The organism is Pseudoalteromonas sp. A25 (genome assembly GCF_009176705.1).
In the GTDB taxonomy this organism is placed as follows: Bacteria; Pseudomonadota; Gammaproteobacteria; order Enterobacterales; family Alteromonadaceae; genus Pseudoalteromonas.
Genome location: NZ_AP021846.1, coordinates 2,673,833 through 2,686,793, shown reverse-complemented (window position 1 = coordinate 2,686,793; position 12,961 = coordinate 2,673,833). Strand labels below are relative to the sequence as shown.

Below are 12,961 nucleotides of genomic sequence, written 5' to 3'. Positions count from 1 at the left end.
CTAAGCATCTAACTCTAAAAAATGGCGTATTTCGTCTAGCCTTGCCATGCCATCTTGATAGCCAATATCAATCAAGTGTCGGGTATAGTTTTGCTCGAATAATAAATAACTGGTTAAACTTGACGTTGAATGACGTTTTACCCCAATCGTACGTAGCAATAACTTTATGGCTAATGGCATATCATCATAATACTGGTCGGCAATATCTCTAAAGTTAACCGTTGGGTTAACAACCAATGTGTTGATAGGTTTAAGCTCTTTATGTTTATCGCGGGCTTTTGTGGGCAAAAGGCCGATTGTGCGATTTACGCGCTCTAAGCGTTCTAAGTCTGACTGGAGTGTGTCGCTAAACACACTATCAAGTAAGTGACCTGCAATGGCAGACATACCCGGAAAATGTGGCTCATAGCCTAAGGGGGCGCGGATCTTAGGTTGCTCTACACCAATAACAAAAATTTTCTCAGCGCCTAAATGAATTGAGGGGCTTAGCGGGGAGAGTTGGTGAATAGAACCATCACCGTAGTAATGATGTTTAACGCGTACGCTTGGAAACACCATTGGTATGGCACTTGAGGCCATTAACACATCTAAAGAGATCCGCCCTGGTACACCTTGCCGTTTAGCGCGTTGCCAAGCTTGCGCCTCTTTGGCTTGGTAATAGGCCACAGAGCGCCCTGTAGAGTAACTTGATACTGTAACCGACACAGCGTCTAGGTAGCCCTTATGAATGTTGCGCTCGATACGAGTTAGGTCGAGCACCTCGTCTAACAAATTTCGCAGTGGTGAGTTATCTAGTAAACTCGCTGGCGGATGATTTAAATGCCCTGATTGGAAACTTCGCATTACGTTACCTAACAAATGCCCAAAGGCACCGATAAAGTCACTGCGATATACCATATGAGAGTGAAAGTTTTTCCAAACCCATTCAATTTTACGCACCGCCAGGTGCATGCATGAGGCGTAGCAGGCTAATGCCGCAGAGTTAATTGCGCCTGCCGATGTACCATTAATAATTTGAAATGGGATCGGAGCGGTGCGAGGCATGCTCAAAGCGAGTGCCTTCAATACTCCCACCTGATAAGCAGCGCGAGCACCACCACCTGTTAATAATAGGGCGACAGGCGGGCGTTTGGCTAAACGTTGTTTTAAATTCATAAATCCTCGAAAAACAATGAACTTTTTACTATATTGCTCGTCAGTAGAATTAGTCCTGCTATCATCGCATTATAAGTGCTATAACTTTTACTTTATGTTTTAATTTTTAAATATTCAAAAGAATATTGTTTTTCAAGCTAATTTTATGGAGCTGTTATGTCAGAGCCCGGTTCAGAACATTCTCAAAAAGCAAAACCATCGCGTAGTCAATTATTGCTTGCCGCTACAGTTATAGTCGCGCTTGTGATTGTGTTGATATTTGTGCTTTCAAAGCAAAATGAGCAAACGAAAACCAACACAAAGTACGCGCAAGATGTGGTAGCTGAGCAACCGCAAGCGCGCGCGCCAATTAACACGGCTCAATCAAAGCCTGTTGAGCCAGAACCAATTGAAGCACCAGAACCCGTTGCGCAACCTTCACAAATTGAGCGCGATGAAACGCCCGTCGATGTGCCAACCGCTGAGCCAAGTGCGCCTCCTTTGCCTAGTCTTGATAACAGTGATGAACTGGTAAAACAAACCGTTGCTGAAATTATGACCGAAAAAGCGTTGGCGTTAATTGTTAGTGATGATTTGGTAAGACGTGGTGTGGTATTTGTTGATAACCTAGCCAAGGGTGAAATTGCGCAAAAGCATATACCCGTTAAAAAGCCGCAAGAACCATTTATGGCCCTTGAAGGCGACATAGTAATAACTGATCCAAACAGCTTTGAGCGCTATACGCCTTATGTCGATATACTCACCAGTATGAGTACGGCTCAAGTAATGCGCATGTTAGATAAGTTTAAACCTTTAATAACACAAGCTTACGAAGAGATTGGCTACGAGGGCAGTGACTTTAATGCCACACTCGACAAGGCTATTACGGAGTTGCTAAACACGCCAATTCCAAAAAGCAGCGTGCCCCTTATCAAAGACTCTGTAACGTATCGCTATGCCTACCCTGAGTGGGAGCAGTTATCGCAAGCGCAAAAGCAGTTTTTGCGTATGGGTCCAGAAAATATGGAAAAAATAAAACAACGTTTAAGTGCATTACAAAAATCACTTAATCAGTAACTCACAGGCACCGACTGCTTAAACATCCAGCAGTCGGTGCGAATAAATGAGTTTTCCCTTGAAACTCAAGTCGAAAGTAGAGATAATCCTTTCCGCGCCAAACAAGGCCCTCAATGGTAGTCTTATTGGTCCTCTCGCAACAATAGCAGGTGAACCTGGTCAGGCCCGGAAGGGAGCAGCCACAGCTTGTGACTTGTGTGCCGAGATGTGGCTGGTAAGACTGCCACCCAACTCTTTTTTCTTTGTTGTTTGAAGTGTAAGTTTTATTAATAGCACTTAAACCTATACTAAAACATACTCATTCCTTTATAAGCCCAATAAAAAACTCATTCTTAGCTCATTAAATCAATGGTACTTTCTCTACTAATTTCACAGTGCTACTGTCTAGCTCTGGCATAACTCAACTATTTAAAATTATCCTATCTTACTTTGAAAAAACAGCGAGAGATCGACTGGCCATGTAGGTTTCTCAAGCTGCAACTTAATTTGCTTAGGTGATTTGTAGCGGTATCCCTTGGGCTCAAGTTATGCAAAGTTGAGAGTAGATAAGTTGTGGGTAAAAAAGAACGAAAGCAGCAGGTTTTGCTTTTTGACTTACCAGCGAGCAAGTTTGTATCAAATTACGAGATCTGACCCTGTAGACGCGCACTGACTCTAAAAAAGTGACTTGTTCATAGTAAATCCATTTACTGTGGTTTTATACAGGTATAATTTAAGGCATTAAACTTTGCAACTAGGGGCCCCGTTAATTTTTGTTTCGATTTTACGACCGAAGACTCGAAAGATGGCCTATCTAATTGATTCTAATTAGATTCGATCTTTAAGATAAATTGACTCATTCTCGTTTAAGTAGATTCTCGTTTTGTTCTAGAGTGGTTGTTGATTTTTTGAGGACTAAATAGAGTTTAACATGCTAATATTCGGCGTAATTAAATTTGTTAATTGGTGTGATGTAGTGATAGTGGGTAAGACATTAACGCGAATTCACGCTAATACACTGTTATGTGGCAACGTAGATATGAGTAACATCGAGATACAAGTTACAAGGGATAGTGTTTGCATGGGCGACGATGTTGAAGCCCCTCATTACTATTCCTTTAGTGCTGAAGCTAATACTTCTTTAAGTACAATATTTTCGCATTTAAGCAGTAGAAACTATCTTGCATCAGTTGCTGGTAGGAATCATTCGTGGAGTGCGGTAGTTAACGGTGATGTCGTGGCAACCTTTTTAGGCAATAGTCAAATTCCAGTTCCAAGTGACAGTCTTAACTTAGCGATTTCAGCACTTTCAACCCAAAACTGTTTAACAATTCGGTTTAAGTATAAAAGTGCAGCCACATAACAAATAAGGATAGGTGTCGCGAAGCCGACACCTTATCTGGGTGTTGAACAAGCCCTGCCGCTCTGTGTGATGCTTCTATATAGTAAATAGCGATGTAAAAATAGAGGTATATTGAAGGTGGTTGACTCCTACTTTCTTTTTTTTAAACGCAGTCAACCCTTAGCTTTGCGCGCTAATTAAAATTTATCGTTTAATCAGTCGTTTATTTTTACTTACCTCCTTTTGAAAGCACTTTAAGTGTTTTCAGCTTTTCTTTAGTGAACTTAAGATGACCCGCTTTGTGAGTCTGACTTAAAGCTTATCGTTCGTGCTTGAATGCCCATAAACTGCATGGGCTTTTTGCAGCAAGGGCAAGTGAATTTGGCTTTCTTTCGCGGCTCGGTTTGAATTGCAGGGGCAGTATTACTCATTAACGCGAGCAAGTTTTGTATTCGCTGTCGAAGCGCGGTGTTGCTTGGGTGCAGCAAGCCATAATCACGAACTCGCCGAAATCCCTTAGGTAACACATGTTGTAATATCAGCCATAAAAACTGAGTGGCGGGTAAGGTGCGCGTTTTACGGGTATTGGTTTTGCTATCTAGATAAGCAAAGCATATGTTCCCATCGGCGTCACTGAGTATGTCTTTATCAGGCAATACCCCTTTGTATAAATAGCGAGATAAATACTTGAGTGCAGGCAAGCCTTTGCCCACATATTTACAATCAACCACCCACTTGTTAGGTAAATTGGATGGTAGCGTGAGAGCTGTGCGCTGAGTCAGGTAATCTAATAGCCGAGCTCGCCACACAGCGGCAAGATTAAAAGCGTTGAACAAATACCGGTTACGACTTTTACGCCACTGCATTTTAGCTTTATCAAACGCGCCGGCAGGCACAATGAAATGAATGTGCGGGTGCAAGTCACGTCGACGATTGTGGGTATGAAGCACACCTGTGAAGCCAATCTTCCCTTGTAGTTGTTTAGCGCGTAAAGCAAATGACTTAAGCACATCGGCCGCTACAACAAACATGGCGCGATAAAGCGTATCGGGGTGGTGTTGCGCCATTCCTCTGAACTCATACGGTAAGGTAAAAGTCACCATATAGTAATGAACGGGGAGCAGTTTACTCTGCTGTTTAGCCAACCAATCAGAGGTGGTGTTATACAAACACTGTGGGCAACTACGGGGACCACACGATAGCGGGCAGTCCAACTGAGTAACGCATTCACGGCATTGCCAGTGACTACGCTGCGCCGTTTCAGTGCGACAGCGTAAAATGGCCGCCATAGCCTGATATATGGGTGGGGTAAGTTGCGCAGAATACTCGGCAACAAACGCATCGAGATGGGTGCGTAAAATATCACTGAACCTCATAACTCACACTCCCAAGACAAACTTAACCCATTGGCCAGTTGATTGATGACATCACAGGTATTAAGGCAAGTAATATGGGTCAGCCGAGTATAGCGGGCGGTGGTATTGAGACTGTTGTGACCAAGTAAAGTCTGTACAGAGCGTAAATCGACGCCTTGCTCTAGTAAATGAGTGGCAAAACTATGACGTAAATTATGTGGACTAATGGACTTGGCAATGTTGCAATCACACAACACGCGTTTAAGGGCTTTTTGCACACCGCCTTTATCCATCACAGCGTCAGGTTTAGCGCCTTTGCCGGGGAACAACAAAGTAGGGTGGCGATGAGTCTGCCAATAAAACCGCAACGCAGATAACGTACGCTCAGGCAAAGGCACAAAGCGGTCTTTAGCGCCTTTAGCATTGCGAATATGCACATGCATACGTGCTGAGTCTATATCACAGACTTGCAAAGAGACACCTTCACCTAACCGAAGTCCCATACTATAAAGCGTCAAAAAAAAGACCTGATAGCGCAGTTGTCGGGTGTGGTTAATAACAGCAGCCACTTCATTGGCAGTGAGAATATCAGGGAGAGTTTTAGATTGAGGGGGCTTTACAATATTAAGCCATTGCCACTCTTTATTGAGCACATGCCGATAAAAGAACTGCAACCCATTGCGGTCGAGCTTCACGGTACTCCAAGAATGGGAGGCAATGAGCTGTGCAAAGTACGCTTTAAGGTCCTGGGTGGTTAAGTTATCAGGGCAGCAATCAAAGAAAGCAGCGATACGACGCACGGCGCGGCTATAGGCATCGATGGTAGCTGGGCGCTTGCCTTGCAGGGTTAAATTGGTAAGATGTTGTTGGTAAAGGTGATTAAACCGAAGTTGTTCGGACGAGTTCATGATATTACTCCTAGAAAGGCCACCGAGATAGATGGCATCTAGAAAGTATTAAATATCAGTGGGAAGATGTGTGTTTAACTCTGCCGCGCAGCGGCTTCGTTCAACAAATTAATTAAACAATGGACGCAAAACAGCAGGCTTGCGCTCATTCTTCGCTTAGTTTAGCCTGCTATTTTCCGCCGTTTATTAAGGCGTTAGTTGCCAAGGAAGAATATGCGTACGATTCTGGCTTTATTACTCTCCATAACTTGTTTCCCATTGCTGGCATGTCGACCAGCGCCGTTTGATCTTGCAAAAGAGGTTGCTGAAGCTGACGTTGTTGCCATAGCTTACATCACTGGAATCTTTTCTCCAGAAGCTGAGGCAGTATTGCTAAATGATTCAAACGAACCACCAGAGGAAATTGAATTTCGTATTATCATTCCTGTTCAAAAGAGTGTTAGGTTAATTACAGAGCGTTCCTTGAAAGGAACAGCAAATAAAATTAACGAAACGAGCACTAGCTGTTCATTTTCAGGAGAGTTAATGGACAGAAGAATTTTACTGAAAAAAGGCTCTAGAGTTTGGGTAAGGTACTTAGATAAGGAAGCTGAACAGATTCTAAAAAGTCTAGAACAGTAGGCAACTAACAAGTTACTCAAAAGGACGCAAAACGCTTGGCTTGTGCTCCTTCGTCGCTAATTTTAGCCAAGCATTTTACGCCCATTAGTAAGGCGTTAGGTTTTTTTTTGCATAGCTCTACTAAAGAGGCATGATGAATATATTTATTGGTGGAAACCCACTAGACCAAAATGATGACAATACTGCCATTTATTCTCAGCCTAATTTTATGCCTCCGTTGTCAAAGTTAGAATCATTTCCGAACATAAAGAAAATGAACGTCGCAAAATTTGTTGAGCATCTATATTTTATCACTATGGAGAGAAATGGGTTTTCGTATTTTTACCCCAATCTTGAAACAGGCAGTAATTTATGCAGATTTGAATGGCATTATGATTACCTTGGAAATCCGTATGAACTTCGTTTGGGTTTGTCTTTTAAGGTAGCTAATTCAAAAATTACAGATATTGGCTATTATGTCGTACCACATGAACATTATAAAAAGAAGGACGATGAACGAAAGGAATATTCAATTGATGGTAATGAATATGAAAAAATTAAACAGTATATTCACGAAAGTATTGAAGAAGCTAACAATAGAATTGAACTAGATCTCCATAAATCCTTCAATATCTTATATTACATTGAATTAAATGTTCCTGTTTTAGATCTCATTGAACTAGCTACAGATGTTAAAGTTCTACCTTCAAGACTAGTTGATGGCAAGATTGTTTCCGCTGTTGTAATAAATAAGCTAGGCCATTCATATTTATCTGCAAAACGTTTCGGGGATGAGAGGGTTAATTTAACTTGTGCGTTGCTATCATTAATACTTGATAAAGCAAAGTTGGTTAATATGGAGAAACTTCCATCGCATATTTCCCCTCCAGATAAAACAATAAAAATTTCCGATATGAATTACGATGATTTTTATCCTGAAATAAAAGAGGGAATGACCGGAATAAAACAGAGTTTCACAAAAAGCAATAGTGAATTTATAACTAAAGTTATTGAAATTATAGACAATCTTGGTTGTAAAAAATCTAAAAGAAAAATAGTGAATATTGCATTCTCTTATTATTCTGCGAGAGAAACAGAAGCAATAAATAAGACCGTAGCGCTAGTTAGTTATGTCGCCTGTCTTGATGCTATAGCCAAAGAGTATTGTCCTCAAGTTCGAGATAAGCACGGTTCTAGAAAGGCTTTGGTCCAAACGATAGTTAAACTTCTATCGTATTCAGAACAAGAAGGAAGTATAGATAAATGGTCAAAAAAAATATATAACGATCATCGTTCAAGCTATGTCCATGGCGCTAATATTAGATTTGAGGAATTCTCTCAAAATATGGATGGAAAAAATTTTGCTGGGCTTCCTAAGGCTATTCCAACGGAATCCAAACCAGTCTCAAAGCAGTATGAGTATGAATCTGATTATAGAGCGTTAAAAGAAGTCAGTTTGGTTGTTTTAATTAGATATATTGAAGTTGTCTCAAATGTGTCTTTAACAATTGAGCCTTTGAAATTCGAAATTAATTTTTCTGGTGCATCTGTTCCGGAAGCACATGTGGGAATGCCGAATAAAGGTTGGGTTAAGCTTACATAGCTGCAAAAACCAAAAACCTAACAAGGGTTTTCAAGCCGGACAAATAACAGTTGGCTTTTTGTTCGTACCTCACTTATTTTAGCCAACTGCAATTTGCCGCTTAAAACGGCGTTATACCTTCAAGGAGGATTGGTGAAGATTTTAGCTTTATTTTTATTTATCTCATTACCTAGCCTAGCTTGTGTAGAGATTGAAGCTGAAGAGGAATTAAATACTTTTATCATTAAAGAAAAAGTAGAATATTCTGATTTATATCATGTATCTATTTATTATCCTTCAGAGTACTTAGGGGCTAAAGCATTTCGCGCAAAGATTTCATTTGGAGATGACTTTGATAACCCGTCTTTTACATCATCTACAATTGTTTCAGATACAACAAAGACAAAAATTGATTTAAAAGGTTATAACTACTCAGAGTTTGAAAGTAATCAACAGGTGTTTGATAAAGCTTTTCTTACTGTATATTACATGCCTAAGAAGGTTGAAGGTGATTTAATTGCTTTTTGTAGAGGGCCAATAGCAATATATAAAATAAGTGATTTGGCAATAAAGAAGGTATAACAAACGCTTAAACCAAAGGACGCAAAACAGCAGGCTTGCGCTCCTTCGTCGCTAATTTTAGCCTGCTATTTTGCGCCGGTTAAGCGAGGCGTTATGTTTCAAGGAGAATTTATGAGCAGAAGTATCTCATTGGTGTTTTGTTTACTGGGGCTGTTTGGCTGTAAGTCAACACCTCCAGAAGTAGAGTATTTTGAACGAAACTACGAAGCAATGAGTGCCTATAATATAATTCATGGAAATAAAATCGAAGAGTTATCGGCAAAAATCAATAATGAATGCGTGTTTAAAAGGATGAATAGTAAAAATCTAAACTTTGCCGAATTAGTTAGTATCCCATTAAACGGTATTGTTATTTATGACTTAACAGAGCAAGGTGTTATATCTTCTGCGTTGTATGTGTCAAAAGACCAACGAGCAAATAAGCAAAGAAAACAGAAATGTATTGAAGAAGTCGCTATTGGTTTTCAATTACCTCGACCTGAGAGTATAGATAGAGTATTTTCCAAATTTGACGTGAATATTGAGTAAAGAAACATAACAAGCCAATTAAGGCGGGACTGCTAAAGCTTGGCTCGGTTCCGCTCCGCTTCACATTTTAGCCAAGCATTATCAGCCCCTTATTGGGGCGTTGATATGACTCCCACTGTCAAGTTAAACACACTGATCCTTGCCTAACTATAAGCCATAATTTCTTAACTCGAATTAGAGAGAGTTAACGCATAGGATGAAGCAAGTAATTTCGTCGGTTTTCATGCTGGTATTCGTTGGTTATTACTATTTCTAGTAACAGAGCAGACCTTACTTAACTCGACGTGGCACCTATCTTCAGTCTATGTTCGTGGTTCAATGCCGCGGTAACAACATTGCCATCCTAACGCCGTCGGTGGTTGTGCCACACCCGATGCTTGACCCAATGCATTAACTCAAATTCGTTCATATTAAGCAGGTACTCTTGATAATCGTAATTTAGGATTTATCGGTGAGAGTACAATCTGTTTAGCGATTGCCCAGATATAAGCAATCATTTCACGGGCAATGGCGGTGACAACCAAGTTGTAATGCTTGCCTTTATTAATGAGCTTTTTATAACGTTTACACAGTCTTAATTGTGCTTTCCATGCGATATCAACAATTTGTTTTGGTAAACCTTCTTGTCGTTTTTGTAACTCGGTCGATATGTTGGCTGCATGACGGTAACTATGAGCACCTTCGACCAATAAGCGCCTTGCACGACCATTGCCACATTTAGTAATTGCGCCAATGTGCCTTTTACCACCGCTCGAGTGCTCACTTGGTACAAGGCCAAGGTAACTCATCAATTTACGCGGATGGTCGAAGCGGGTTAAGTCGCCAAGCTCAGCCACAACGCCAGCGGCCACGAGTAAGCGAACGCCACGCATAGCCTGAATGGCTTTAACAACAGGATAGTATCGCCATTGACAAACATGGTGAGAGAGTTCATTGTCGAGTCGCTCTAATCGTGCAGTTCGCTCGTTTATAGTTTGAATAAACTCTTGTAAAACGATTTGTTGTGCGGGGTGTGGCAACACCAGTTCAGTGAGCCAACGTAAGTGTTTAAGAGACCAGTTTGCAGTGCCTGCGTAGTTAATATTGTTGCGAAGCAGCAGTGCTTTTAGCTGGTACTTTGCATCTTTTAAGTCTTTCATCGCGACTTCTCGAGCACGAGATAAATCACGAATAGCTTCATCTTCTGGCTCAGGCACATAAATAGGAGTTAAGTCTTCAGACTTAAGTAATTTAGCCAGTTTAAGTGCGTCACGCTTGTCAGTTTTTACACGCTCGCCAGGTTTTTTAGGAATAAGCGAAGGTGCAACAACGTAACAACAGTGCCTAAGAGAAGTGATTAAGCGGTAAATCCAGTAACCACAAGGGCCAGCTTCATAAACGAAATGCAGAGTTGCGTTTGGGTATTTAGATTCAAATTGCCTGATAAGCTTTTTAATAGCGGCTTTAGCAGAAGAAATGCGACCGAAATGAATGGGTTGTGCGCCGCGGTTATCTTCGATGTAGGCAACTTCAATGAACTCTTTATGAGTATCTAAGCCAATGAAAAGTATGTTATGTTTAGTCATGCTAGCCTCTGCTATTTAGTTATTTGACAAACTAATTATGGCTCTGGCTTTAAGCTAACCCACGAAAATGCGGAGGCTAGCACCGTGTGGGAGTCATTATGTCTATAGCTTAAGGAAGGCTCATGAGTAATACTCCAAAAATTGTAATATCCTTGATAGCATTATTCGGCTTAATTATTCATGAATATCCAAATGATGTATCTTTAGATGAAATATCAATAGTATTAATTTGTATTGGTATTATACCTTGGGTTTCAGAGTGGCTATCGAGTATAAAAATGGGAGGCTTTGAGGCTAAATTTCGAGAGCTAGAAGGAAAAGTTGAGAAAACAGAACAAGAGCTAGATAACCTTAAAGTTAGGTACTCTGCTTTAGAAGAAGAATACCTAGAATCCTGTGACGAATTTAGAGTTACTGCTGAAAGTGAAGATTTAGATAAACTTGCTTCAAAATTAAAAGCCAAAGCTAAAGGACTTTCCTCTATAGATTTCTTGTTTAATGAATTATCCATAAAATCCCCGCAAGGAAAAATTCTTGGTGCAGCATGCGCAATTCATGTTAGGCCTCAATTTCACCTTTTATCTTCTTTAATTTCTCTAATTGAAGAGCTTGCTTCAACTAGAGATTTAAAACCATTTAGATTAAAAGTCGCCTTCAGGATTATTATGGCAATAGATTCAATAATTAACTTAAACAATAAAAATGAGGTTTCACTTATAAGCCCAGAAGACCAAACTAAATTAAAAAGATCATTAGAGTTAATGTCTTCCCATCCATACTTTGAAAATGATGATGTAAGTAAGAAGTGTATTACTGTAGCAAATAAGCTATAACAAGCTGTTCAAGCGGGACAAATAACAGTTGGCTGGTTCCGCTCCGCTTCACATTGTAGCCAACTACAATTTGCCCCTTAACAGGGCGTTGGTACCAATAGAAAGCTTGATTACTCTTTGAGCTGACCACATGTGTAGGTTTTAGGAATTGATAAACAAGGAATGCTACATGGAACACCTCTATGCTGTTGTTTTGTTTGCCGTTTCATCTTCAGTGACTCCCGGCCCGAACAACATTATGGTCATGACATCGGGGCTGAATTTTGGCGTGAAGAAAAGCTTACCTCTACTGACAGGTATTTGTGTTGGTTTTACAGTTATGCTTCTGCTTGTAGGTCTTGGTTTTGCGCAGTTATTCGTAAAGTTTCCTAGCCTACACTTAATCATCAAGTGTGTTGGCGTACTTTATTTGTTATACCTTGCTTACCTTATTGTGCGTTCCGCGGGTAAAGTTGAATCAAGTGAACAATCTCAACCATTTACTTTTATGAAAGGCGCGCTATTTCAGTGGGTAAATGCTAAAGCTTGGGTGGTCGCTACAGGTGCAATAGCTGCGTTTACAACGGTAGGGGCTAGCTTCTTTAGTCAAAACTTAATGATAGCAGCAACATTTTTCTTGGTTTCGTTTCCATGTGTAGGTGTGTGGTTAATGTTTGGTTCTATGCTAAAAAATGCGCTCAATAGCCCAAGGAGCAGAGCTGCTTTTAACTATGTAATGTCGGGGTTACTGGTCTTGTCAGTTGTTCCAGTTGCTAGCGAAATCATCGAACAGTTAGCCTAACAAGCGCTTTAAGACGGATTCGCAACGCGTGGCGTTTTTGTCATGCGTTTATTTTAGTGGTTTAGGTGGTATGCGGAAGCATCGTATTGCGTTGCTCACCACTTAAGCGGGCGTTGGTACATACCATGGAAATATTGATGCGACTGAACGACAATTTAAAATACAAATACCTGAGATTCTTTGGAGTCCTATGTATCATATTTGGGGTATTGTCTGGCTATGATGCATTTCAGCTAATTTCAAATCCAGCAGCTACGGTTGTAATAAACGGCGTAGAACGTTCGGATGCTGAAGCGAAGCTAATGAGCTTTTTCCTACCAGTGATTTTTATCGCCGTGGGAGTTGTGTTGAATTTAGTTACTCGAAATGATGTTGCTAATATTAGACGTGCTGAAAATACACTCTGGTCAATTTTTAGAAAATAGCGGCATGTATAACAAGCGGTTTATGAAGGGATTCGCCATGGCTTGCTCGGGTTCGTTCCTCACTAATTTTAGCAAGCCTAAGCTCGCCCCATAAATGGGCGTTGGTATGACTCCCACTGTCAAGTTAAACACACTGATCCTTGCCTAACTATAAGCCATAATTTCTTAACTCGAATTAGAGAGAGTTAACGCATAGGATGAAGCAAGTAATGTTGTCGGTTATCATGCTGATATCCCTCGAAGCACTTAAGCAAAATAATGAACTCAGCT

Annotated in this window: 13 protein-coding genes and 1 other RNA gene; 10 read left to right on the top strand and 4 right to left on the bottom strand. The window is 40.6% G+C overall.

The window, feature by feature from the left end; translation table 11 throughout:
- Window positions 1-1,155: a patatin-like phospholipase family protein gene (locus GDK41_RS11510; protein ID WP_152086550.1), complete on the bottom strand. Its 1,155-nt coding sequence runs from the start codon at window positions 1,153-1,155 to the stop codon at window positions 1-3.
- A gap of 156 nt (window positions 1,156-1,311) precedes the next feature.
- On the opposite strand from GDK41_RS11510, the gene GDK41_RS11505 reads away from it, so the two are divergent.
- The 3 genes from GDK41_RS11505 (at window position 1,312) to GDK41_RS11495 (ending at window position 3,553) form a co-directional block, all read left to right on the top strand.
- The gene (locus tag GDK41_RS11505) at window positions 1,312-2,211 is read left to right on the top strand and encodes a DUF3014 domain-containing protein (protein WP_152086549.1); all 900 of its coding nucleotides are present in this window, start codon (window positions 1,312-1,314) and stop codon (window positions 2,209-2,211) included.
- Between the two features lie 123 nt (window positions 2,212-2,334).
- Window positions 2,335-2,431: signal recognition particle sRNA small type (gene ffs / locus GDK41_RS11500), an RNA gene on the top strand.
- Between the two features lie 690 nt (window positions 2,432-3,121).
- The gene (locus GDK41_RS11495; protein ID WP_152086548.1) at window positions 3,122-3,553 is read left to right on the top strand and encodes a hypothetical protein; all 432 of its coding nucleotides are present in this window, start codon (window positions 3,122-3,124) and stop codon (window positions 3,551-3,553) included.
- A 263-nt stretch (window positions 3,554-3,816) separates the two neighbouring features.
- Here the strand turns inward: GDK41_RS11495 and GDK41_RS11490 are convergent, their stop codons facing one another.
- Both GDK41_RS11490 and GDK41_RS11485 read right to left on the bottom strand, forming a co-directional pair.
- A complete protein-coding gene (locus GDK41_RS11490) occupies window positions 3,817-4,908 on the bottom strand; it encodes an IS91 family transposase (protein ID WP_152086547.1) in 1,092 nt (363 codons plus the stop codon).
- Window positions 4,905-5,795, bottom strand: coding sequence for a tyrosine-type recombinase/integrase (locus GDK41_RS11485; RefSeq protein WP_152086546.1), 891 nt, complete (start codon window positions 5,793-5,795; stop codon window positions 4,905-4,907). Before GDK41_RS11485 ends, GDK41_RS11490 begins: the two co-directional genes overlap by 4 nt.
- 213 nt (window positions 5,796-6,008) lie before the next feature.
- Between GDK41_RS11485 and GDK41_RS11480 the strand changes: the two genes are divergently transcribed.
- The 4 genes from GDK41_RS11480 (at window position 6,009) to GDK41_RS11465 (ending at window position 9,087) form a co-directional block, all read left to right on the top strand.
- Window positions 6,009-6,416 carry a hypothetical protein gene (locus GDK41_RS11480; RefSeq protein WP_152086545.1) on the top strand — a complete coding sequence of 136 codons (408 nt, stop codon included), beginning with the start codon at window positions 6,009-6,011 and terminating at the stop codon, window positions 6,414-6,416.
- A 133-nt stretch (window positions 6,417-6,549) separates the two neighbouring features.
- On the top strand, window positions 6,550-7,998 hold the full coding sequence (locus GDK41_RS11475) for a hypothetical protein (RefSeq protein ID WP_152086544.1): 1,449 nt from the start codon (window positions 6,550-6,552) through the stop codon (window positions 7,996-7,998).
- Between the two features lie 132 nt (window positions 7,999-8,130).
- Complete coding sequence (locus GDK41_RS11470; RefSeq protein WP_152086543.1) at window positions 8,131-8,559, top strand: hypothetical protein; 429 nt, start codon at window positions 8,131-8,133, stop codon at window positions 8,557-8,559.
- A 111-nt stretch (window positions 8,560-8,670) separates the two neighbouring features.
- Window positions 8,671-9,087, top strand: a complete 417-nt coding sequence (locus GDK41_RS11465) for a hypothetical protein (RefSeq protein WP_152086542.1) — start codon at window positions 8,671-8,673, stop codon at window positions 9,085-9,087.
- A 410-nt stretch (window positions 9,088-9,497) separates the two neighbouring features.
- Here the strand turns inward: GDK41_RS11465 and GDK41_RS11460 are convergent, their stop codons facing one another.
- Window positions 9,498-10,652 carry an IS110 family transposase gene (locus tag GDK41_RS11460; RefSeq protein ID WP_152086541.1) on the bottom strand — a complete coding sequence of 385 codons (1,155 nt, stop codon included), beginning with the start codon at window positions 10,650-10,652 and terminating at the stop codon, window positions 9,498-9,500.
- Between the two features lie 122 nt (window positions 10,653-10,774).
- Between GDK41_RS11460 and GDK41_RS11455 the strand changes: the two genes are divergently transcribed.
- The 3 genes from GDK41_RS11455 to GDK41_RS11440 all read left to right on the top strand — a co-directional run bounded on the left by GDK41_RS11455 (window position 10,775) and on the right by GDK41_RS11440 (window position 12,691).
- Complete coding sequence (locus GDK41_RS11455; protein WP_152086540.1) at window positions 10,775-11,485, top strand: hypothetical protein; 711 nt, start codon at window positions 10,775-10,777, stop codon at window positions 11,483-11,485.
- Between the two features lie 169 nt (window positions 11,486-11,654).
- Window positions 11,655-12,266: a LysE family translocator gene (locus GDK41_RS11450; protein ID WP_152086539.1), complete on the top strand. Its 612-nt coding sequence runs from the start codon at window positions 11,655-11,657 to the stop codon at window positions 12,264-12,266.
- Between the two features lie 125 nt (window positions 12,267-12,391).
- The gene (locus GDK41_RS11440; protein ID WP_152086538.1) at window positions 12,392-12,691 is read left to right on the top strand and encodes a hypothetical protein; all 300 of its coding nucleotides are present in this window, start codon (window positions 12,392-12,394) and stop codon (window positions 12,689-12,691) included.
- Window positions 12,692-12,961: the final 270 nt, after the last annotated feature.